General features: G+C 67.6%; 26 protein-coding genes. 18 read left to right on the top strand and 8 right to left on the bottom strand.

Translation table 11 applies throughout. The features are described 5' to 3' along the window. Positions 1-45: 45 nt before the first annotated feature. From thrC to ACQ5J0_RS00200, 8 genes are all read left to right on the top strand, one after another. Positions 46-1,446: a threonine synthase gene (gene thrC / locus ACQ5J0_RS00235; RefSeq protein ID WP_462568533.1), complete on the top strand. Its 1,401-nt coding sequence runs from the start codon at positions 46-48 to the stop codon at positions 1,444-1,446. Then, the gene (locus tag ACQ5J0_RS00230) at positions 1,446-2,336 is read left to right on the top strand and encodes a class I SAM-dependent methyltransferase (RefSeq protein WP_462568532.1); all 891 of its coding nucleotides are present in this window, start codon (positions 1,446-1,448) and stop codon (positions 2,334-2,336) included. Before thrC ends, ACQ5J0_RS00230 begins: the two co-directional genes overlap by 1 nt. An 8-nt stretch (positions 2,337-2,344) precedes the next feature. Further along, complete coding sequence (locus tag ACQ5J0_RS00225; RefSeq protein ID WP_462568531.1) at positions 2,345-2,719, top strand: dihydroneopterin aldolase; 375 nt, start codon at positions 2,345-2,347, stop codon at positions 2,717-2,719. Next, the gene (locus ACQ5J0_RS00220; RefSeq protein ID WP_462568530.1) at positions 2,716-3,054 is read left to right on the top strand and encodes a Rossmann fold domain-containing protein; all 339 of its coding nucleotides are present in this window, start codon (positions 2,716-2,718) and stop codon (positions 3,052-3,054) included. Before ACQ5J0_RS00225 ends, ACQ5J0_RS00220 begins: the two co-directional genes overlap by 4 nt. Then, on the top strand, positions 3,051-4,052 hold the full coding sequence (moaA, locus tag ACQ5J0_RS00215) for a GTP 3',8-cyclase MoaA (protein WP_462568529.1): 1,002 nt from the start codon (positions 3,051-3,053) through the stop codon (positions 4,050-4,052). The genes ACQ5J0_RS00220 and moaA overlap by 4 nt, the downstream gene beginning before the upstream one ends. Continuing rightward, complete coding sequence (locus ACQ5J0_RS00210; protein WP_462568528.1) at positions 4,052-4,294, top strand: MoaD/ThiS family protein; 243 nt, start codon at positions 4,052-4,054, stop codon at positions 4,292-4,294. Before moaA ends, ACQ5J0_RS00210 begins: the two co-directional genes overlap by 1 nt. Next, a complete protein-coding gene (locus tag ACQ5J0_RS00205; protein ID WP_462568527.1) occupies positions 4,287-4,763 on the top strand; it encodes a molybdenum cofactor biosynthesis protein MoaE in 477 nt (158 codons plus the stop codon). The genes ACQ5J0_RS00210 and ACQ5J0_RS00205 overlap by 8 nt, the downstream gene beginning before the upstream one ends. Positions 4,764-4,843: 80 nt before the next feature. Then, the gene (locus ACQ5J0_RS00200) at positions 4,844-5,266 is read left to right on the top strand and encodes a hypothetical protein (protein ID WP_462568526.1); all 423 of its coding nucleotides are present in this window, start codon (positions 4,844-4,846) and stop codon (positions 5,264-5,266) included. A 24-nt stretch (positions 5,267-5,290) separates the two neighbouring features. Here ACQ5J0_RS00200 and ACQ5J0_RS00195 read toward each other — a convergent pair whose 3' ends face one another. Further along, positions 5,291-5,977 (bottom strand): Crp/Fnr family transcriptional regulator, encoded by a 687-nt coding sequence (locus tag ACQ5J0_RS00195; protein WP_462568525.1) that lies wholly within the window; start codon positions 5,975-5,977, stop codon positions 5,291-5,293. After that, positions 5,974-6,495: a hypothetical protein gene (locus tag ACQ5J0_RS00190; RefSeq protein ID WP_462568523.1), complete on the bottom strand. Its 522-nt coding sequence runs from the start codon at positions 6,493-6,495 to the stop codon at positions 5,974-5,976. Before ACQ5J0_RS00190 ends, ACQ5J0_RS00195 begins: the two co-directional genes overlap by 4 nt. A 200-nt stretch (positions 6,496-6,695) precedes the next feature. Between ACQ5J0_RS00190 and rplU the strand changes: the two genes are divergently transcribed. The 3 genes from rplU (at position 6,696) to ACQ5J0_RS00175 (ending at position 8,276) form a co-directional block, all read left to right on the top strand. Then, a complete protein-coding gene (gene rplU, locus ACQ5J0_RS00185; RefSeq protein WP_462568522.1) occupies positions 6,696-7,220 on the top strand; it encodes a 50S ribosomal protein L21 in 525 nt (174 codons plus the stop codon). Between the two features lie 12 nt (positions 7,221-7,232). Continuing rightward, positions 7,233-7,502 carry a 50S ribosomal protein L27 gene (gene rpmA / locus ACQ5J0_RS00180; protein ID WP_305930918.1) on the top strand — a complete coding sequence of 90 codons (270 nt, stop codon included), beginning with the start codon at positions 7,233-7,235 and terminating at the stop codon, positions 7,500-7,502. Positions 7,503-7,721: 219 nt separating this feature from the next. Continuing rightward, positions 7,722-8,276, top strand: a complete 555-nt coding sequence (locus tag ACQ5J0_RS00175) for a GNAT family N-acetyltransferase (protein WP_462568521.1) — start codon at positions 7,722-7,724, stop codon at positions 8,274-8,276. A gap of 72 nt (positions 8,277-8,348) precedes the next feature. Here the strand turns inward: ACQ5J0_RS00175 and ACQ5J0_RS00170 are convergent, their stop codons facing one another. Both ACQ5J0_RS00170 and ACQ5J0_RS00165 read right to left on the bottom strand, forming a co-directional pair. Further along, positions 8,349-9,242 (bottom strand): metal-dependent hydrolase, encoded by an 894-nt coding sequence (locus tag ACQ5J0_RS00170; protein WP_462568520.1) that lies wholly within the window; start codon positions 9,240-9,242, stop codon positions 8,349-8,351. A gap of 77 nt (positions 9,243-9,319) precedes the next feature. Further along, positions 9,320-10,288, bottom strand: coding sequence for a metal-dependent hydrolase (locus ACQ5J0_RS00165; protein ID WP_462568519.1), 969 nt, complete (start codon positions 10,286-10,288; stop codon positions 9,320-9,322). A gap of 32 nt (positions 10,289-10,320) precedes the next feature. Here ACQ5J0_RS00165 and ACQ5J0_RS00160 point away from each other — a divergent pair, with 32 nt between their 5' ends. Then, positions 10,321-10,920, top strand: a complete 600-nt coding sequence (locus ACQ5J0_RS00160; protein WP_462568518.1) for a TetR/AcrR family transcriptional regulator — start codon at positions 10,321-10,323, stop codon at positions 10,918-10,920. Here the strand turns inward: ACQ5J0_RS00160 and ygfZ are convergent. Further along, entirely contained in the window at positions 10,904-11,656 is a 753-nt protein-coding gene (ygfZ, locus tag ACQ5J0_RS00155; RefSeq protein WP_462570140.1) for a CAF17-like 4Fe-4S cluster assembly/insertion protein YgfZ, read from the bottom strand. The genes ACQ5J0_RS00160 and ygfZ overlap by 17 nt on opposite strands. Before the next feature lie 54 nt (positions 11,657-11,710). Between ygfZ and pyrC the strand changes: the two genes are divergently transcribed. Beyond that, positions 11,711-12,769: a dihydroorotase gene (gene pyrC / locus ACQ5J0_RS00150; RefSeq protein WP_462568517.1), complete on the top strand. Its 1,059-nt coding sequence runs from the start codon at positions 11,711-11,713 to the stop codon at positions 12,767-12,769. Here the strand turns inward: pyrC and rarD are convergent. Beyond that, on the bottom strand, positions 12,766-13,674 hold the full coding sequence (gene rarD, locus ACQ5J0_RS00145) for an EamA family transporter RarD (protein WP_462568516.1): 909 nt from the start codon (positions 13,672-13,674) through the stop codon (positions 12,766-12,768). The genes pyrC and rarD overlap by 4 nt on opposite strands. 180 nt (positions 13,675-13,854) lie before the next feature. On the opposite strand from rarD, the gene ACQ5J0_RS00140 reads away from it, so the two are divergent. After that, a complete protein-coding gene (locus ACQ5J0_RS00140) occupies positions 13,855-14,346 on the top strand; it encodes a glycine zipper 2TM domain-containing protein (protein ID WP_462568515.1) in 492 nt (163 codons plus the stop codon). Between the two features lie 210 nt (positions 14,347-14,556). Next, positions 14,557-15,270 carry a hypothetical protein gene (locus ACQ5J0_RS00135; protein ID WP_462568514.1) on the top strand — a complete coding sequence of 238 codons (714 nt, stop codon included), beginning with the start codon at positions 14,557-14,559 and terminating at the stop codon, positions 15,268-15,270. Positions 15,271-15,286: 16 nt separating this feature from the next. On the opposite strand, the gene astD is transcribed toward ACQ5J0_RS00135, so the two are convergent. Together astD and ACQ5J0_RS00125 are read right to left on the bottom strand one after the other, a co-directional pair. Then, on the bottom strand, positions 15,287-16,720 hold the full coding sequence (gene astD, locus ACQ5J0_RS00130; RefSeq protein ID WP_462568513.1) for a succinylglutamate-semialdehyde dehydrogenase: 1,434 nt from the start codon (positions 16,718-16,720) through the stop codon (positions 15,287-15,289). 105 nt (positions 16,721-16,825) lie between these two features. After that, entirely contained in the window at positions 16,826-18,232 is a 1,407-nt protein-coding gene (locus tag ACQ5J0_RS00125) for a protein adenylyltransferase SelO family protein (protein WP_462568512.1), read from the bottom strand. Positions 18,233-18,321: 89 nt separating this feature from the next. On the opposite strand from ACQ5J0_RS00125, the gene ACQ5J0_RS00120 reads away from it, so the two are divergent. The 3 genes from ACQ5J0_RS00120 to ACQ5J0_RS00110 all read left to right on the top strand — a co-directional run bounded on the left by ACQ5J0_RS00120 (position 18,322) and on the right by ACQ5J0_RS00110 (position 21,347). After that, complete coding sequence (locus tag ACQ5J0_RS00120) at positions 18,322-19,206, top strand: alpha/beta fold hydrolase (RefSeq protein ID WP_462568511.1); 885 nt, start codon at positions 18,322-18,324, stop codon at positions 19,204-19,206. After that, a complete protein-coding gene (locus ACQ5J0_RS00115) occupies positions 19,203-20,363 on the top strand; it encodes a glycosyltransferase family 4 protein (RefSeq protein WP_462568510.1) in 1,161 nt (386 codons plus the stop codon). Before ACQ5J0_RS00120 ends, ACQ5J0_RS00115 begins: the two co-directional genes overlap by 4 nt. A gap of 156 nt (positions 20,364-20,519) precedes the next feature. Next, the gene (locus ACQ5J0_RS00110) at positions 20,520-21,347 is read left to right on the top strand and encodes a tetratricopeptide repeat protein (RefSeq protein ID WP_462568509.1); all 828 of its coding nucleotides are present in this window, start codon (positions 20,520-20,522) and stop codon (positions 21,345-21,347) included. Positions 21,348-21,380: the final 33 nt, after the last annotated feature.

Genomic DNA, 21,380 nt, shown 5'->3' with positions numbered 1-21,380 from the left:
CGGCTTGCTTGCCCGCAGCGGGACCGCAAGCTAGGCGCAGCCGCGATGGACTACATCTCGACCAGAGGCAGCGCTCCAACGCTGGATTTCGCCGGCGTGACGCTGGCCGGTCTCGCGAGCGACGGCGGGCTCTACCTGCCCGCCAGCTGGCCGCGCTTTTCGTCCGACGAGATCGCGGCGATGCGCGGGCTGCCCTATCCGCAGCTCGCCGCGACCGTAATGCAGCCCTTCGTCGGCGACAGCCTCGCGCCCGACCGGCTGCTTGAATTGTGCGAACAGGCCTATGGCCGTTTCGCCCACGCCGCGGTGACCCCGCTGGTCCAGCTCGACGAGCGGCACTGGCTGCTCGAGCTGTTCCACGGCCCGACGCTGGCCTTCAAGGATGTCGCGCTCCAGCTGCTCGGCCTGCTGTTCGAGGAATTCCTCGCGCGCGAACAGGGCACGCTGACCATCGTCGGCGCGACCAGCGGCGACACCGGCAGCGCCGCGATCGATGCGGTCGCCGGGCGCGACAGGGTCGAGATCTTCATGCTCCACCCCAGGGGGCGGGTGAGCGACGTCCAGCGCCGCCAGATGACCACGGTGCGCGCTCCTAACGTCCACAACATCGCGATCGACGGGAGTTTCGACGATGCCCAGGCGATGGTGAAGCGGCTGTTCGCCGATGAGGCGATGACCGCGAAGCACCGGCTGGGCGCGGTCAATTCGATCAACTGGGCGCGGCTGATGGCGCAGGTGGTCTATTATTTCGTCGCCGCGCTCCAGCTCGGCGCGCCCGGGCGTCCGGTCGCCTTCAGCGTGCCGACGGGCAATTTCGGCGATGTCTTCGCGGGCCATGTCGCGGCGCGGATGGGCCTGCCGATCTCCCGGCTGGCGGTGGCGACCAATGTCAACGACATCCTCCACCGCGCGCTGACCGGCGGCGACTATTCCATGGGCGAGGTCACCGCGACCGCCGCGCCGAGCATGGATATCCAGGTCAGCTCCAATTTCGAGCGTCTGCTGTTCGATATCGGCGGGCGCGACGGCGCGGCGCTGGCGGAGCAAATGCACGGCTTCGAGGGCACCCGCGCGATGCAGCTCACCAACGCCCAGCGCGAGGGCTCCGCATCGCTGTTCACCAGCGCGCGCGCCGATCAGAGCGACATGGCGCGGGCGATGCGCTGGGCCTGGGATGCCGCGGGGCAGGTGGTCGATCCGCACACCGCGATCGGGCTTCACGCCGCGCGCGGTCTCGACCTGCCGGGCGATATTCCCGTGGTCACGCTGGCGACCGCGCATCCAGCCAAGTTCCGCGACGCGGTCGAGCGGGTGATCGGGCAGCGTCCGACGTTGCCGCTGCGGGTCGGCGATCTGTTCGCGCGCGAGGAGCGGCTGACCGAGCTGACCGGCGAATACGAAGCGGTGCGCGCGTTCATCCTCGCGCATGCGAGCCCGCGCGGCTGATGGCCGAGCTGCGCAGGGATCCGGTGCTGATGGTGGGCGAGGGCTGGGACGCCTATCGCCTGCTCGACAGCGGCGATGGTCGCAAGTTCGAAGCCTACGGCCCGTATCGTTTCATCCGCCCCGAACCCCAGGCGATGTGGTCGCCGCGGCTTGCCGAATGGGACGCGCATGGCGAGTTCGTCCCCGGCTCGGACGAGGATGGCGGCGGGCGCTGGCAGTTCTCGACCCAGGTGCCCGAGGAAGGCTGGCCGCTGGAATATGGCGAGGCGCGCTTCACCGCGCAGTGCACCCCCTTCCGCCATCTCGGCTTCTTCCCGGACATGGCGCCGGTGTGGGACTGGATGGGGAAGCAATTGGGCGGCCGCGAGGATGCCGAGGCGCTGAACCTGTTCGGCTACACCGGCGTCGGCTCGCTGGCGCTGAGCCGTTACGGGCGCGTCACCCATGTCGATGCGAGCAAGAAATCGGTGGCGCAGGCGCGCGAGAACGCCGCTCTATCCGGCATGGAGGAGCGCCCGATCCGCTGGCTGGTCGACGATGCCGAGAAATTTACCGCGCGCGAGGTCCGGCGCGAGCGGCGCTACGACGGGATCATCCTCGACCCGCCCAAATTCGGGCGCGGCCCCGGCAACGAGGTCTGGCGGCTCGAATCGGGCCTGCCCGGCCTGGTCGGCGATTGCCGCAGGCTGCTCGATGCCGACAGCCGCTTCCTGTTCCTCACCGTCTATGCGGTGCGGATGAGCAGCCTCGCGCTTGCCGGCCTGCTCCAGGAGGTCTTCGCGGAGCTCCCCGGCGTGATCGAGCACGGCGATCTCGCGGTCACCGAAACCGGCGAGGGCGCGCGGCTGCTCCCCACCGCGATCTTCGCGCGCTGGTCCAATCCGGGCTAGGGGGACGCATGAGTGATTCGCTCCATCTGGAAGTCGCCGATTTCGAGCACGATGTCCTCACCGGCATCTATTCGGAGGAGACCGGCAAGCCGCAGCCGCTGCGCTTCACCATCACCGCGCGGCTCAAGCCGCTTGTGCGCTACGAGCCCGAGACCTCGCTCGAAGCCTCGAAGAACTACATGGACCTCAAGTTCGCGGCTTCGGATGCGCTCCCCGAGGGAGTGCATTTCAAGCTGATCGAGGCGGTTGCGGACCATATCTGCGAAACGCTCTTCCTTCAGGACGCGCGCATCGAGGCGGTGACCGTCAAGATCGTCAAGCTCGCGATCGCGGAAGCAGGCGAGCGCATCGGGATCACGCTGCACCGCGAGCGCCGCGGATGAAGCGGATCGCGGTGGACGATCTGCCGCCCGAGCCGCTCGCCGCGGCCGGGCTGTTCCATCAACACTGGCTGGCGCATGTTGCCGCCGCGCTCGAGAGCGGCGAGGATGTCATGGTCACGCTGGCCCCCGCCGATCACACCCACCGCGAATGGCGCCTCGCGATGGCCGCCGGGCTGGCCCGCGCGCATGCGCCGCAGCGGATCAATCTGGTGGCGGGCGAGGGCGCCGCGCTCGATGGCTTCGCGTCCTATCTGGCCGCAGCGCCGGGGATCACCGGGCAATATTTCGAGAGCGACGGGACCGGAGCGGGCGATCCGCTCGTAGAGCCATCATGAACACCCGCCCGCTCATCGATGCGTTCCAGCGTCGTATCACCTATCTGCGCCTGTCGGTGACCGATCGCTGCGACCTGCGCTGCAGCTATTGCATGCCCGAAATGATGCGCTTTCTTCCCAAGAAAGAGGTGCTTAGCCTAGAAGAATTGCACCGTCTCTCGCTCGGCTTCATGGCCCGCGGGGTGCGCAAGATCCGCCTCACCGGGGGTGAGCCGCTGGTCAGGCGCGACATGATCGATCTGGTCCGCGCGCTCGGCCGTCATGTCGGCGAAGGGCTCGACGAGATCACGCTCACCACCAACGGGACCCAGCTGGCGCGCCATGCCGACGAAATGGCGCGCGCCGGGATGCGGCGGGTTAATGTCTCGCTCGACACGCTCGACCCGGCTCGCTTCGCGCAGCTCACCCGCCGCGATGCGCTGGATCAGGTTCTCGAAGGGATCGCCGCGGCCAAGGCGGCCGGTATCGCGGTCAAGCTCAACACGGTGGCGCTCAAGGGAATAAACGAAGGCGAACTGCCTGATCTGATCGCCTGGGCGCATGGCCAGGGCCACGCGATCACGCTGATCGAGACCATGCCGCTGGGCGAAGTGGATGGCGAACGGATCGACAGCTATCTGCCGCTCGATTCGGTCCGAACACAGCTTGAGGCGCGCTGGAAGCTCACGCCCTCCGATCACCGCACCGGCGGCCCGGCGCGTTATTACGATATCGCCGAGACCGGCGGGCGGCTGGGGCTGATCACCCCGTTGACCGAGAATTTCTGCGGCTCGTGCAACCGGATGCGGGTGACCGCCACCGGCCAGCTCTATCCCTGCCTCGGCGGCGGGGAGGCGGTCGATCTGCGCGCCGCGCTGCGCTCCGACCCGGGCCCCCACGCACTCGACGCCGCGCTCGACCGCGCGTTGGCGGTCAAGCCGGAGCGTCATAGCTTCGCGATTCGCACGCGCGGCGAGGCACCGGCGCTGGCGCGGCACATGTCGGTAACCGGCGGCTGATGACGGTTCGGATCGTCTTTCTCGGCCCCTTGCGCGATCTGGCGGGCGAGGCCCAGCGCGAGGCTCCGGCGCCGCTCGACTGGACCGGGCTGCTCGCAGCGGTCGGCCCGCAGATCGCCGAACAATTGCGCGGGGAGCGGGTGCACCTGGCCTGCGCGGGCAAGGTCCTCGCCGACAAGACCGCGCTGCTGGCGCAGGATGGCGAGGAAGTCGCGCTGCTGCCCCCGGTCAGCGGTGGCTAGGCTGGCTCTTTCCGGCCCGCTCGACGTCCGCTTGCTGACCGGCGGCTTGTCGGTGGGCGAAGCGCTCGCGGCCTTCAACGCCGCGCACCCTCAGGCAGGAGGAGTGGCGAGCTTCCTGGGCAAGGTCCGTCCCGGCGCGGACGAATCGCCGGTCAAGGCGCTCGAACTCACGCATTATGAACCACTGACCCTGCCCGGGATGGAGGGGTTGGCGCAGCAGGCTCAGGCCCGCTTCGCGCTCGACGGTGTCTTGGTCTGGCACCGGATCGGAGTGCTGACGCCCGGCGAAGGGATCGTGCTGGTCGCGGCGGCGGCGCGGCACCGGCGCGGCGCGCTCGAGGCAGTCGATTTCCTGATGGATCATCTCAAATCCGCCGCCTGGCTATGGAAGCGCGAGCGGCGCGGCAGCGGCTGGCACTGGATCGAGCCGCGCGCCGAAGATCACGCCGCGCTAGCCCGCTGGCAGTAAATCTCCGCGTTTGATCGAGATCAAGGAGCGCGAGCCACGTTCGGCGCAAACCGTCTGCACAGCAAACGGGAGTACCGAGCATGTCCAAGCATTTCACCCGCGAAATCGTCGCCGAACAGGCGATCATCCACGCCGCGCCGCGCCATCAGGTGGTGGTCGACCGCAGCTTCGAAATGCCCGCGGCGCTCTATGGCGCGACGGCCGCGCTCTACCTCGGTTTCATCGCGGTGCTCGGTCTCGGACTGCAGAGCCCCGGGCTCGTCATCCCAATGGCGATCTTCGCCATCTTCATCGTTGCCGGCTTCGGCGTTCCGGCAATCTGGACCCGGCTCGCGCCGCTGCCACGTCAGCGCCCGCTCGATTTGCCGCAGCTCATGCGCCGGGGGATCGCCACGCATACGGGTCGGCTCGCCGGGCGGGACGCGGTGGTCCAGATGATGATCCTGCCGGTGCTGATCATGGCCTGGGGGCTCGCCGTGGTGGTGATCGTCGCGACGGTCTGAGCCGTCGCCGAGCGGATGGGGCGGTCAGGCGGCCGCTTCGGAGAGGAGCGCGGGGTCGACGAGTTCGATCCCGCGCTTTCCCTTGCGCGCGATCGCGCCCTCGCGTTCGAGCAGCGTGATCTGGCGGCTCACCGTCTCGATGGTCAGGCCCAGGATATTGGCCATCTCGCCGCGCGACAGCGGCAGCTCGAAACGCGGTGCCGGATGGCACGGCGAATCGCTCGCCGCCTGCGCGAAGCCGAGCAGCAGCGCCGCCACCTTGCCGCGCCCCGAGGTCTTGCCGGTCAGCGCCTGCAGCATCCGGCTGGCGTGAAGATCTTCCTGCGTCCGCCACAGCAGCGCGCGGGCCAGCGCGGGATAGGCGTCGATCGCCTCCTCCATCGCGTGTCCGGCGAAGACGCACAGGCTACTGTCGGCCAGCGCGATGACATCATGTTCGGCAAAGGGGCGGAAGAACTCGCCGACGAAGCCGGCCGGATGGATCAGCGCCAGGATCTGCTCGCGTCCGTCGGCGTCGAGCGCGGCGACCTTGAGCGCGCCCGAAACCAGCGTGGCGCAGGAGGATACCGGCTCACCCGCCGCGAACAGCGTTTCGCCGCGCCTGAGTTCGCGTATCCGCCCGGCCTTTGCGAGCGCATCGCGTTCCTCCGTCTCCAGCACGGAACAGGCCGCGCGGTCGCGGACCGGGCATTGCGCGCAGGCCAGCGTCATGGCGCTACGCGGGCACGCAGTTCGGCAAGGGCTTCGTCTTCTTCCTCGACCAGCGCGATCACCGCGGACCGTGCGGTATCGATCTGCCCCCGGTCCTCGGCGGCGACCGAGGCGGCGATATGGAGGATGTCGAGATCGGCCAGTGCGATCGCGGCGTCGCTGCGAATCGATTCGAGATCGGCCAGCGCGACCTGCGAAGCGCCCCAGGCATTGCTGCCGATGGCAGCGCGGCCCGCGCTGGCGACCGTCCGCCGCGCGGCGGGCAGGCTGGCGACGAACCGCTGGTGGGCGCTGCGGGCCGCCTCGACCAGCATGGCAAGGCGCTCCTGCAGGCTGCCTTCGTAAGCGACCGGTACCTCGGGGACATCGATCGGCTCAACTGCGATCGGCTCGAACTGGCCTCGCGCGCGCTCGACATCGCGAATTTCGAGCGAAGGGTAGTCGCCGCCGCTGCTGGCGCAGGCGGACAGTGTCAGGGCGGCAAGTGCGGACAGCAAGAGACGGGCTGGGCAGGACATCGCGGGTCTGATAGCACGGGAGTGCCGTGGCGCCACCGGCTTGGCGAGCGATCGTGAATTTTCACCGGTCGAGCGTTGACTTCGGGGGGGCATTACCTTAACGGCACCCATCTTTCCGGGCCTCGCCATCTGGCGGGTCGACGGGCGCGCCGTGTCTTCGCAAGAACGCGGCAAAGCATTTTGAATGAGAGAAAAGCACCATGTTCGCAGTCGTGCGCACGGGCGGCAAGCAATACCGGGTTGCCGCCGGAGACAAGATCGCAGTTGAAAAGCTCGCAGGCGAAGCCGGCGACACCGTGACGCTGGGCGATGTCCTGCTCGCGGGTGAGGGCGACGATTTCGCCGAAGCCGGCAAGGTGACCGTTTCGGCGGAAATCATCGCGCAGGCCAAGAGCGAGAAGGTCGTCGTCTTCAAGAAGCGTCGTCGCCACAACTACCGCCGCAAGGCCGGTCACCGTCAGCAGATGACGCTGCTGCGCATCATGCAGGTCGGCGACAGCAAGGCCGAGCCCAAGGCTGCCGCGGCCGCCAAGGCCGACGATGCGCCCAAGCTGACCGACGCACCGGCGAGCGAGACCAAGGCCGAGGCCAAGAAGGCTGCTCCCAAGAAGGAGGCTGCGCCGTCCAAGTCGGGCACGCACGCCGCCGACGCCGAGAAGAAGCCTGCTGCGAAGAAGGCTCCTGCCAAGAAGGCCCCGGCTTCCAAAGCCGAAGACACGAAGTAAGGATACCCGACGATGGCACATAAAAAAGCAGGTGGTTCGTCCCGCAACGGTCGCGACTCCGCAGGTCGCCGCCTCGGCGTAAAGAAGTTCGGCAGCCAGGCAGTGGTCGCCGGCAACATCATCGTGCGCCAGCGTGGCACCAAGTTCTATCCGGCGGTCAATGTCGGCATGGGCAAGGACCACACGCTGTTCGCGCTCAACGACGGCATCGTGCGATTCCACTCGGGCAAGCTCGGCCGCAAATACGTCTCGGTCGACGTGCAGGCGGAAGCCGCCGAATAACCGGATGATTCGATAACGGGATCGTCCTTCAGGATGGTCCCGGCCGGGTCGAAACCCGGCAGACGCAGAGGGAGATGGGACCATCCTGATTTCAGGGGGTCCGTCTCCCTCTCGTCGTTTCTCCCTCGAAAAGCCGCGGATTCAATCGTCCGCAGAAGCGAAATTGTCATGCGCGGCCCCTAGCGGGAGCAGCGCAGGGGCACACCGGGGAGAAGTCCGATGTTCCATCGCAGCCAGAGGGTTATGCTGCGTCCGATCTGGCCCGAAGACTGGCCGGGGATCTACGAAGCCATCAATGATGAAACCGTGGTGCGCAATCTCGCCCGCGCGCCGTGGCCCTACACGCCGGCCGATGCGCAGGCCTTCGCGTGTCTGCCGCGCAAGACGGATGAAGCGAAGTTCCTGATCACCCTGCCGGAGGCGGCGGGAGCCCCGGTCGTGGGCTCTATCGGGCTGGAGCCGCTGGACGGCGGCAGGCACGAGCTCGGCTATTGGGTCGCGCGCGCCTGGTGGGGGCGCGGGATCGCCACCGAAGCTGTTCACGGGATCCTCGAGGTCGCGCGGATGCGCGGCTGGAACCGGGTGAGCGCGGAGCATTTCCTCGACAATCCGGCTTCGGGGCGGGTGCTGCATAAGGCGGGCTTCGCGCCGACCGGGCAGACCGCCTTGCGATACAGTCGCGGAAGGGGCTGCGAGGCGCGGGTGGCGTGTTTCGCGCTCGATCTCGCCGACCAGGGCGACGGTGTATCGGTCGATCTTCTCGACGCAGCCTAGCAGGCCATAGATGCGCTTGCGGCGCCGCCGAGACTAGACTCGGCGGCGCCGGAGCGTGTTAGACCAACAGCGTTATTCCGCCGGCATCAGCGCGGCTTCGAACTCGCCTTCATATTTGCCGATCAGCGCCCGGTCGTCGTGGTCCCAGGGGTGGAAGCCGGGGCGGAAATAGCTCAGCCAGGCGGGTAAGATCCGCCGCAGAACGCCGGGCGTGACGGTGAGATATTTGAACAGGCCCCAGCGCGCCTTCCAGCCGGTGATGCCGTCCTGCGCCAGCAGGTCCATCGCATCGATCCAGCGGTTGGTCAGGAAGCGGTTGGTGACGATCAGCATCACCACCGAACGGCGCATCCAGCGGCGGAACGGGGTCCAGTCGCGGGTCGCATGGTCGAACGTGTCGTAGGCGACGCCCTTGTGCTCGATTTCCTCGACCGCGTGCCAGCGCCACATCGCCCGCACCTCGGGGTCCGAATCCTCGAAATGGCTCGGATTGGCGAGGAATTCATGCGCCATCATTGCGGTGTAGTGCTCGAGCGCCATGGTCACGAGCAGATTGGCGATCGGCGGGCGGCCCTTGGTCAGCGCCAGCAATTGCTCGACGCGCTTGTCGATCTTGGCGATGTCGTAGCCCGCATCCTCGGCGAGCCGGTTGAAGGCGACATGCTCGCGGGTGTGGTTGATTTCCTGGCGGACGAAGGCGCGGATCTCGGCCTCGAGCTTGGGGTCGGCGCCGGCGCGGTGCGCCTTGACCGCCTCGATGAAGAAGGCCTCGCCGCGCGGGAAGGTGGCCGAAAGCGCGTTGTGCCAGGCGGTGCCGAATGCGTCGCCCGCCCACCAGCGCCGCAGCTTGGCGTCGCGGTTGAAGCGTTCGTCGCGGATTACGATTTCGAGACCCTCGGGCGTCGGCGCGGGGCGCATGGTCTTGCTCCTGGGGGCAGCGGCATCGATCTGGGCAGGTGCGTTCATCGAACGACTCCATCGCTTGAATGTCATCAAGCCAGATAGTCGTTACTTACATCAATGTCAATAAGCCGAGGTCGGGCCTATTCGGCGGGCATCACCGCGGCCGAGTAGGGACTGTCATCGAGACCGATCAGCGCCCGGTCGTCGTGCTGCCAAGGGTGAAAACCCGGCTTCAGGATCGCCGCCCATTCGAAAAACATCCGCCGCATCATTCCGGGCTTCCACCACAGGAAAGCGCGCAGCTTGCGCTTTGCGGTGCGGCGGTCGAACCCGTCCTGCATCAGCAGCCCGATCGCATCGCGGACGCGGTTGCCGAAATATTTGCGCGTGATCAGCAGCGCGATCAGCGAGCGCACCTTCCAGCGCTTCCACGCGCTCCAGTCGCGCGTGGCGTGGAGCCAGACGTCGTAGACCAGCCCTTTGTGCTCGATCTCCTCGGTGGCGTGCCAGCGCCAGACATCGGCGGCAACCGGGTCGGCGCCCGCGAGATATTCGGGATGGGCGAGCAGCTGGCGGCTGATGATCGCGGCGAAATGCTCGAGCGCGATGGTGATCGCGAGATTGAATTCGGGCGGGCGGCCTTCGGTCAGCGCGAGCATATCGTGAATGCCGCGATCGATGCTTTCGACATCGTAGCCGTGATCCTGCACCAGCCGGTTGAAAGCGACGTGTTCGCGGGTGTGGTTGATTTCCTGCCGGGTGAACGCCTTGACCTCGGCGGCGAGCCGGGGCGGCAGATCGGCACGGAAGGCCTTGAGCGTGTCGATGAAGAAGGCTTCGCCGCGCGGCAGGCTGGCGCTGACCGAATTGTACCAGGCGGTGGCAACCGGATCGTTCGAATGCCACCAGCGCGCCGTCTTGTGCGAACGGTCGAAGCGCTGGTCGCGGACGATCAGCGCGTGTTCTTCGGGGGTGGCGCTGCGGCTGGCGATCTGCAGCCCGTCGTCCCGGCCTGCGGCGCCGGGCCGCTTGTCGTCGGCCCGCTTGTCGTCAAGACGACTGCGTTCTAGGCCCGGTTCGGGATCGAGAGAGCTGTTTCCGGTCACCATGATGGTTAAGAATCTATGAGGGATGCGAATCGATGGCAAGCCGTAAACGCCTGAGCCCGGAAGAGTCGCGGCTTGCCGCGCTCGAGGCGGCGCGCACGCTGCTGATCGAAACCGGGCCGCAATCGATCACCCTCAAGGCGGTCGGCGCGCGGATCGGGCGCACCCATGCCAATCTGCTTCACCATTTCGGCTCGGCCGCCGGGCTGCAGAAGGCGCTCGCCGGCTATCTGGCGGCCAATGTCTGCGATACGATCGCCGAGGCGGTGATGGCGAGCCGGGCGGGGCAGGGCTCACCGCGGCAGGTGGTCGACCTCACCTTCGATGCCTTCGACAAGGAAGGCGCGGGCGCGCTGGCGAGCTGGATGATCCTGACCGGCAACGAGGATGCGCTGACCCCGATCGTCGAGACCATTCACGAACTGGTCGACGAGATCGCCCCCGAAGAGGCGCAATCGCATGAGGAGATCATGCGGGTCCACGAGGAGACGCTCGCGCTGGTGCTGATGGCGATGGGCGATGCGCTGATCGGCGCGGCGCTGGCGCGCTCGCTGGGCCTCCCCGCGACCGCGGCGCGAGACCGCGCCGAGCGGATGCTGCTGAGTTCGGTCCCCGAGCTCAGTCAGCCGGAGTGACTGCCTCAGTCACTGCCGGACGCTGCCAGGCGGGCAGCGCGGCGGAATCGAGGTCCGCGACACGCAGGTGATCGATTGCATATCCCAGTTCGGGGTAGGCGGCGCGGCGGCGCTTTTCCTCCGAGGCTTCGAGCGGGACCACCACCAGCCGGCGGTTGACCTTCTGGCGCCAGTTCATCCGCGCGGTGTTTTCCTGGCCGATATAGCAGCCCTTGTCGAAGGCGACGCCGTTGAGCTCGACCGCATTGGTCTCGAGCCAGAGGATATCGCCCAGCTCGCCGCGCCCCTCGGGCACACCCAGCGACAGGCGGTGCGCGAGCCACTCGGCGTCCGCAGGCATGTCGTCGTCGCTCACCGGGGCCAGCCAGCGCTGACCGAGATCGGCGAGCCGCGGATCGGGGACCGCGCCATCGCCCAGATGCGCTTCCCAATGGACCGCAACCGCGGGATCGACCGCAATCGCGATCTTGCGGCGCAGGCGATAAAGCGAGAGACGTTTGGCCAGCTCCTCGGCGGCGTCGCGCTCGCAATCGATCAGTAGCTGGCCGTTCCCGGCCGGCCAGACGATGAAATCGAACATCGCCTTGCCCTGGGCCGAGAGCAGGCCGGCATAGGCGGGCAGGGCGCCCATGACATTGTTGGTGACCAGCCCCTGGAGGAATGCGGCGACATCCTCCTCTTCCGCTTGCGGGGTCAGCCGGATCACGGCGCGGTCGAAAAGGCGGGTGGCTGGCATGCGGGTAGTGGGCATGGGTGACAGATAGGACGGCGCGCGGCATAGGCAAACCCCATGCCGGAAACATCTCGACCCGCCTCCGATTCCCTCACCATCCGCCGGCCCGACGACTGGCACCTGCATTTCCGCGACGGCGCGACGATGCGCGCGGTCGTCCCGCACACCGCGCGGCAATTCGCGCGCGCGATCGTGATGCCCAATCTCTCGCCTCCGGTGACCACCACGGCGCTGGCTTCCGCCTATCGCGACCGGATACTAGCCGCGGTCCCTGAGGGAGTTGCTTTCACCCCGCTGATGACCGCCTATCTCACCAACGATACCGATCCCGAGGATCTGGCGCGCGGGTTCGCCTCGGGCGTGTTGACGGCGGCCAAGCTCTATCCCGCCGGCGCGACCACCAATTCGGCCAGCGGCGTGACCGATATCCGCGCCATCGATGCGGTGCTCGAGCGGATGGCAGAGATCGGGATGCCGCTGTGCATCCATGGCGAGGTCACCGATGCCGATGTCGACATCTTCGACCGCGAGGCGGTGTTCATCAACCGCGTGCTCGCCCCGCTGGTCGCGCGGCTGCCCGAGTTGAAGGTGATCTTCGAACACATCACAACCGAGCAGGCCGTGGATTTCGTCGAGGCTGCGGGGTCGCAGGTCGCGGCGACGATCACCCCGCAGCATCTCCGCATCAACCGCAACGCGATCCTGGTCGGCGGCATTCGCCCGCATATGTTCTGCCTGCCCGTCGCCAAGCGCGAGAAGCACCGGCTGGCGCTGCGCCGCGCGGCGACCTCGGGCTCGGCGAAATATTTCCTCGGCACCGACAGCGCGCCGCACCACCGCCACGACAAGGAATCCGCCTGCGGCTGCGCGGGCATCTTCAACGCGCCCTTTGCGCTCGAAAGCTACCTGGCGGTGTTCGACGAGGAGGATGCGCTGGGCCATTTCGAGGCCTTCGCCTCGCTCAACGGCCCGCGCTTCTACGCCCTGCCGGTTAATGAGGAGCGGGTGACGCTCGAACGCGTGCAGATAGCGGTTCCGGGCGAGGTAGCCGGTGGCGACGCCGCGATCGTTCCCTTCCACGCGGGCGAGACGCTGGGCTGGCGGCTGGCCGGCTAGACCGGTCCGACCGGCTTTGGCGCCCGGCTGCGGCGCCACATGTCCCAGCCGAACAGCGCCGCAGCGGCCCAGATGAAGCCGAAACAGGCGGCCTGCGCGGGCTTGAGCGGTTCCTCGAACACCGTGAGACCCAGCACGAAGACGATGCTGGGCGCGAGGAACTGGATGAAGCCGAGCGTCGAATAGGGCATCCGCTTGGCGGCGACCGCGAACATCAGCAGCGGGATCGCGGTGAGCACGCCGCCCAGCACGATCGCACCGCTCAATTGCGGGCTGACCGCGAAGGACGAGCCCGACTGGACCGCATACCAGCCCGCCACCGCGATCGAGGGAATCAGGAGCAGGCCCGATTCGATCGTGAGGCCGGGGAGCGAGCCGACCGGCACCTGCTTGCGTACCATGCCGTAGATGCCGAAACTGAACGCCAGCGTCAGGCTGATCCACAGCGTGGTCAGCGCGCCTTCGGCCAGCAGCGCCACGCCGAGCCCGGCGAGCCCGACCGCGGCCCATTGCGCCCGGTTGAGCTTCTCGCCCAGCAGCAGCGTGCCCAGCAGGACGTTGACCAGCGGGTTGATGTAATAGCCCAGGCTGGCGGCGTAGACGTTGTTGTTCTGGATCGCCCAGACATAAACCACCCAGTTCACCGCGATCAGCGAGGCGCTCAGCAGCAGCCAGCGCAGGCTCTTGGAATCGGCGAGGGCGGCGCGCAATTGCGGGCCCTGGCGCCTGAACCAGACGATCAGCAGGCAGATCGGCAGCGTCCAGACGATCCGCCAGGCGACGAATTCGAACGGCGGGACCACCTTCACCAGCAGCAGGTAGAGCGGCAGGAAGCCCCAGATCACGTAGGCGCCAAGCGCGGCGGGCAGTCCTGAGGGCCGCGACTCGGATTCTGGCTGATTCATGGGCGGCGGCTAGGACCGGCCCGAAGCCGCTGCAAGCATCAACTTGTCTGCTGCTCAAGCTCGGCTGGTCGCAAAATGAACAAGCTGAATTCCCGGTTGCACACTGTTCATAATTAGGGGGATATTACTGAACAAATCGAGCGGCGCCGTGTCGCATCGCAGGAAGCAAAGGACTGAAAAATGGCCAAATCATTCACCCTCGCCGGAATGGCCCTCGCCGCAACCGGTCTCGCCCTTTCCGCCCCCGCCGCCGCCGCGCCGGCCGCGCATTCGGTCGCCGCGCCCGCCAGCGCGTCGCTGACCTCCAGCTACGCCGCCCCGTCGGTGTTTCATCAACAAACCGCCGAGCTGCAGCGCGATCGCTACGACCGCCGCGACCGCTACGATCGCCGCGACCGCCGCTACCAGAACCGCGGACGGGGCTACAATCGCGATGCCCGGTACGAACAGCCGGTCCGCCGCGACACCCGCGTCTGGCGCGGCGATGACGGGCGCGCCTATTGCAAGAAGGACGACGGCACGACCGGTCTGCTGATCGGTGCCGGTGTCGGCGCGCTGATCGGCAACGAAGTGGCAGGCCGCGGCGACCGCACCCTCGGCGCCATCCTCGGCGCGGCGGGCGGGGCGCTGCTCGGCCGCGAGATTGATCGCTCGGGCGCTCGCTGCCGCTAGAATAGTTTCGGTTTCGTCCGGGCCCACCCCGGTCGAAACGCGGTTCCACCGGGCCGCGGAAGGCGCCGTATCCCTTAATTGCGGGGGGTGCGGCGTCTTCATGTTTGCCGGTGATCCGTCCCGCAATGGCGCAAGCGCTCCCGGACCGCTGGTCAAGAGACGAGCCGCTGGGGTATGGACCGGGCCGAATTATCAGCCGGAGTTGTCCCGATGCGCTTTCCCCTTGCCACACTTGCCCTGCCGCTCGCCCTGCTGGCCGCCTGCAGCGATGAGCCCGAGGAGGCCGAGGCCACCGGCGATCTCGATCCGGCGAGCGAGCAGGCGCTCAACGACGATCTCATGACCGATCCCGATCTCGCCGGGAGCAGCGAGGGCAACGCCGCGCTGTCCGGCTCGGGCGATCGCTCGCTCCCCAACATCAACCGCACGCCCGAGGCGATCGCCGCGGCACGGACCCGCGCGGCGGAACTGGTCGGCGGGGCCGATGCCTTGCGCGCCGTACCCGCGCCGCGCGATCTCGGCGCGGCCCAGCCGGTGACCCCGGCGATGCAGAAGGCGGCGCAGGCGGCAGTTTCGCCGGGCGGGACGAATTGCGAATCGCGGGTCGAATACACCACCGCCTGGGCGGCGAAGCTCCCCGGAACCTTCCCGGTCTATCCGCGCGGCAACACGCAGGAAGCGGCGGGCACGGACGAGGGCGGCTGCGCGCTGCGCGTCGTATCCTTCCTGACGCCGGTGCCGCTCAACGACGTGCTGGCCTTCTACCACACCCGCGCGCTCGCCAATGGCTATTCGGCCGAGCATGTGAAGGCGGGCGGGGACAATATCCTCAGCGGCACGAGCGGCGAGAACGCTTTCGTGGTCTATGGTCGCCGGTTGCCTTCGGGCGTGACCGAGATCGATCTCGTCACCAGCAACCCGTAACTCGGGCCGCGCAGGCTCATTCCTTGAGCCCGACTCCCAGGCTGGCGCGCGGTTGCTCCATCTCGGTGCTGGTCACCGGATAGGCGCAGTAATCCGCAGCGTAGAAGGCTGCCGGGCGATGATTGCCCGACAGGCCGACCCCGCCGAAGGGCGCGGCCGATGATGCGCCATTGGTGGGCCGGTTCCAGTTGATGATCCCGGCGCGGATCTCGTTCCAGAACATCTCGAAATCCTGCGGCGTTCCGCCGATGAGCGAGGCGGACAGGCCGTAACGGGTCATATTCGCCTCGGTGATCGCCTCGTTGAGATCGGGAACGCGCACGACCTGAAGCAGCGGCCCGAACAGCTCGACATCGGGGCGTTCGTGCATATCGGTGACATCGAGGATCCCCGGGGTGAGGAACGGCTTGTCCTCTTCGGGACGCTTCATGTGCAGGATCGGCTTGGCGCCGCGGCTCATCAAGGCGACGAAACTCTCGGTGAGCAGGTCGGCGGTCTCGTTGTCGATCACCGGCCCCATGAAGGGCTGAGGATCGGCGAAGGGCTCGCCCACGATCAGCCGCTCGGCCAGCGCCTTCACCCGCGGGACGATCTCGTCATACATCGAATCGGTCACGATCAGCCGCCGCGCGGCGGTGCAGCGCTGGCCCGCGGTGGTGAAGGCCGACTGGATGATGGTCACCGCGGCATCGTCGACCTTGGGGGTGTCGGTGACGACGATCGCATTGTTGCCGCCCATCTCGAGCGCGACGATCTTGCCGGGCTCGGTGGCGAGCTTGCGGTTGATCGCGACACCCGCGCGCGCCGAGCCGGTAAACAGCACCCCGTCGACCAGCCAGTGCGCGACCAGCGCCTTGCCTTCCTCGGGGCCACCGATCAGGAGTTGCACCACTTCCTCCGGAAAACCCGCCGCGTGGAAGCATTTGACGAGGAATTCGCCGACCGCCGGTGTCTTTTCGCTCGGCTTGAAGATGATGCAATTGCCCGCGATCAGCGCGGGCACGATATGGCCGTTGGGCAGGTGCGCGGGGAAATTATACGGGCCCAGCACCGCCATCACGCCATGCGGTTTGTGGCGAACCGCAGCGGTGCCCTGCAGCGCGCTGTTGAGCTTCTTCTGCCCGGTCCGCTCGGCATAGGCGGTGATCGAGATCTCCACCTTGCCGATGACCGCCTCGACCTCAGTGCGCGCTTCCCACAGCGGCTTGCCGGTTTCGCGGGCGATCAGTTCGGCGAAGGGCTCGGACTGCCGGCGCACCTCATTGGCGAAGCGGCGGACCAGCTCGATCCGCTGCCCGAGCGACTGGTGCGACCAATCGCGCAAGGCCGCGCGCGCTCGTTCGACGCAATTATCGACATCGCCGATATCGCCGCGCCACAATTCTTTCCCGGTCGCGGGCTGGTAGGAAATGATCTGCCTGTCGGACACTGTGCTCGAAACCTCGTTCATATCGTATTTCTACAATCCCTTACGCCAAACATGCAACGCATCGGAACCGTTTACGGGGGATGGCATCGCAAGGCAAAGCGATGCGGAGTTGCAATCCACCAGAGGTCAGCCGCCGGGGTGCCCAGCGGGGGCGGGAGGAGTGCCATGGGCCTCGCCCATCCTGCGGATCGCGGCGATCTTGTCTTCCAGCGGCCGCCAGTCGTCCTTCCGGTCTATCGCCGCCCACAGCGCCTCGACCTCGTCGATCAGCATGCTCTGCGGTGCGGGATCGCGCCAATAGGGATGCCGATCGGAATCGCTCGCTTGATAGGATGCCAGAGCCTCGGCCAGCGCACCTTCTGCCGCGCGCCCGCCGCGGTGGCGGTGGAAGAAAACATCGGGCGCCTCTCCGCTTTCAAGCAGCGCCTTCTCGCAGGCGGCCACCAGCGCCGTATCGGCCTCGACGCCGCGGCTCGCCACGCCCAGCCGCCAGCACCAGCGCCGCCCGACCGCTGCCATGTAAAGATCGCCGAAGCGCTCGAGCGCCGCGATCAGCGGCGGGGCGTCGACCAGCAGGCGCAGCGCTACCGCGAGCTGGCCGCAGTTCCAGTGCAGCGCCTCGGGTTGGCGCCCGAAGGCATAGAGGCCCGAATGGTCGAAATAGGCGGCGGTAAAGCCCGGGTCCCAGCGCGGCAGGAAGCGCCAGGGGCCGTAATCGAAGCTCTCGCCGCTGACATTCATATTGTCGGTATTGAGAACTCCGTGGACGAAACCTGCGATCATATAGCTCGCTGCGAGATCCGCCATGCGTTCGACCACGTGATGCATCAGCCGCACCGCGGGTTCGTCGCGTCCCGGCGCGTCCTCGGGAGGGGGCGGGCCGGGGAACTGCGCCAGGCAATAATCAACCAGCGCGGCCATATGGTCCTGATCCTCCAGCGCGAGCAACCGCTGGAAGGTCCCGATGCGGATATGGCCGTGGTTCAGCCGGACCAGGACCGCCGAGCGGGTGGGGGAGGGCTCGTCGTGGCGCTGCAATTCCTCGCCGGTCTCGATCACCGAGAATGTGCGCGAGGTGTAAACGCCCAAAGCCTCGAGCATCTCGGTGGCGAGGATCTCGCGCACCGCGCCCTTGAGCGTGAGCCGGCCGTCGCCCGCGCGGCTCCATGGGGTCTGGCCCGAGCCCTTGGTCCCCAGATCCATCAACCGCCCCGAGGCGTCGCGCAGCTGGGCGAACAGAAAGCCGCGCCCGTCGCCGATCTCGGGATTGTACACGCGGAACTGGTGGCCGTGATAGCGCAGCGCGAGCGGTTGCGGCAGATTGTCGGCAAGCGGCGCAAACCGGCCAAAATGGCGCAGCCATTGGTCTTCGTCGAGGCCGTCCAACCCGACCTGGGCGGCGGCGCGATCGTTACGGAAGCGCAGCACGGTCTGCGGAAAATCGGCGGGCGCCACCGGATCGCCCAGCCAGTCGGCCAGCGCGGCGATCGGCGTGTCGGCGCGATAGCTCGCAGCTTGCGGTTCTTCGCGCATGCAGCAATAGTGGGGGCCAAGGTGACCAGGCGCAAGGCCGGGCTCCGCAACTTACGCCTCAGGCAGCGCAACGGACGACATTCCTCCCCATGGACAAGCCCTATTCCGAGAAGAGCTGGCAGAGCCCCGACCGGCTGACGCTGTATTTCCGCGATTATCCGAGCCAGCTGCCGGGCACTCAGGACCGTCCGCCGGTGCTGTGCCTGCACGGGCTGACCCGCAATGGGCGCGATTTCGAGCATCTGGCGCAGCATCTTGCCGCAGCGGGCTGGCGGGTTCTAACCCCCGATATGCGCGGGCGCGGCAACAGCGACTACGCCAGCGACAGCGCGACCTATACGGTGCCGACCTACGTCGCCGATGTTCTGGCGCTGCTCGAGCAGGAGGAGATCGCGCGCTTCGTCGCCATCGGCACCTCGATGGGCGGGTTGATGACGATGATGCTGGCCACGCTTGCACCCGAGCGTATCGCCGGGGTCGTGCTCAACGACATCGGGCCGGTGATCGAAAGCGAGGGGCTCGACAAGATCAAGACCTATATCGGACAGGGTCGCAGCTTCTCGACCTGGATGCACGCCGCCCGCGCGCTCGAGGAGGTGCATGGCGCTTCGCATCCGACCTTCGACACCGAGGACTGGCTGGCGATGGCCAAGCGCGGCATGACGCTGTGCAGCAACGGCCGGATCGCCTTCGACTACGACATGAAGATCGCCGACCCGATCCTCGATGCCGGCAGCGATGCCGGGGCGGTGCCGCCCGATCTGTGGCCCGCCTACGGAGCGCTGGCGGGGCGGCCGGTGCTGCTGGTCCGCGGCGGCGATTCGACACTGTTTTCGACCGACACCTTCGCCGAGATGAAACGCCGAATTCCACAATCGACATCGGTGACCGTTCCGGACACCGGGCACGCTCCGACTCTCGACGAGCCCGAGACCCGCGCAGCGATCGACGCCTTGCTGGCCGAGATCGCATGAGCGCGAAGCCGGCGGCGGCAAGGCCGCATGTCCTGCATTTGCATTCCACCTTCGCCCCGGGCGGCAAGGAGCTGCGCACCGTCCAGCTGATCAACGGTTTCGGACCGGCTCTGCGCCATACGATCGTCTCCGCCGAGCCCGACGAGACCGGCGCCGCCGCGCGGATCGATCGCGGTATCGCAGTGACGCTGCAGCCCGAGTTTCCCGCGCTCAAGGGTTTCCCCATGCCCGGCCGGCTCAACCGGCTCGCACGCGCCATGCGCGGCTACGACCTGGTGCTGACCTACAATTGGGGCGCGATGGATGCGGTGATGGCGCATACGCTGTTCTCCGAGGCCTACGACCTGCCGCCGCTGATCCATCACGAGGACGGTTTCGACGAGGAGGAGCTGGTCCGCCGCAAGCGCCGCCGCACCTGGTACCGCCGCATCGCCCTGGGCAAGGCTGCGGGGCTGGTGGTGCCATCCGAACAGCTCGAGGAAATCGCGCTGGTCGACTGGCAGCAGCCGCTCGGCCGGGTGAAGCGCATCGCCAATGGCATCGACACCAAGGCCTTCGCCAAGAAGCCGCGCAACGATGCCATCCGCCGGCTGCTCAAGCGGCCGGGCGAAAACTGGGTCGGCACGCTTGCCGGCCTGCGCAAGGTCAAGAACCTGCCCCGGCTGGTGCGCGCCTTCGCGCCGCTGCCCGAAAACTGGCATCTGGTGATCTGCGGCGAGGGACCCGAGCGCGCGGCGATCGAGGCCGAGGCCGACCGGCTGGGGATCAACCACCGCGTCCACCTTCCGGGCGCCGTGGCCGACCCGGCCAGGGTCGTCGGGCTGTTCGACATCTTCGCGCTGTCGAGCGACAGCGAGCAATTTCCGCTTTCGGTCATCGAGGCGATGGCGGCCGGGCGTCCGGTGGTCGCACCGCAGGTCGGCGACATCGCCGAGATGGTGTCGGTCGCCAACCGCAACTATCTCGCCGCCACTCCCGACGACGAGGCGCTCGAGACCGAGCTGGTTACGCTCTCGATCGACAAGCGGCTGCGCGAGGAGATCGGGGCCGCCAACCGCGAGAAGGCCCGCGCCGAGTTCGACGAGGCGAAGATGCTGGCGACCTACCGCAGGCTCTATTCGAGCGCGCTGCGGGCGGCGGGCAGGAGCGACTTCTGAACCCGTGCGGCCGCTCTGGCCGGGAGGCCCGCTTTCAGGCGAGGTTAACGCCGACGGGGACAGGAGCGCTGCAGCGGGCCGAGACCATTGCCCTTAGTGGGCGCGCGTCCTAAGGACGCCGCCGAACGATTGACTTGAACGGGAACTCAGCCGCTCGTGGCCCTACCTCCAAAAAAGACCACCGAAACCCATCAGGAAAAGCTCCAGCGCCGCAAGGATGCCGAGGAGGCCGCGATGATGCGCGAGGTCGACGAGGCGGTGCGTCAGGGCGATCTCGAGAATTTCGGTGAGCGCTACGGCAAGCCCTTGGCGGCGCTGGTGCTGCTGCTGGTCCTGGCGCTGGCCGCCTATCTGCTGTGGTGGCAGCCCAGCCAGCGCGCGGCCGCGGAAGCGCGCTCCGAGACGCTGGTATCCGCGCTCGACAATGTCGAGGCCGGCAACCTCCAGACCGCCTACGATGCGCTCGAGGAACTGGCCGGCGACGGCAGCGATGCCGCGGCGGCCAATGCGCAGATGCTGCGCGGCGGCATCGCCGCCCAGCAGGGCCGCACCGAGGACGCCGTCGCGATTTTCGACGGACTGGCCAACGACACCGCTGCGCCCGAGGAATTGCGCAATCTGGCGCTGATCCGCAAGGTCGCGACCGGGTTCGACACGATGGACAAGGCGGCGGTCGTGGCCGCGCTCCAGCCGCTGGCCGTCCCCGGCGAACCCTTCTTCGGGAGCGCCGGCGAGCTGGTCGCGATGGCCTATCTCGAACAGGGCAAGCGCAGCGAAGCGGGGGCGTTGTTCGCCGCAATCGCCAAGGCCGAGGACGTACCCGAGAGCCTGCGCTCGCGCTCGCGCCAGATGGCGGGCGTACTCGGGGTCGATGCGATCGAGGATGTCGATGCGCTGCTCGAGGCGCAGGGCGTGGGCCAGGACCCTGCAGCGGATGGCCAGGGCGCACCGGCCGCTCCGCCAGCCGCGCAGCCCGCACCATAATTCAGAAAGCGAAATCAACGCCATGATCCACAA

It is taken from the genome of Qipengyuania sp. SM2512 (assembly GCF_054954005.1).
Note: the sequence above shows the minus strand (reverse complement) of the source record. Positions and strands in the feature narration are given on the sequence as shown.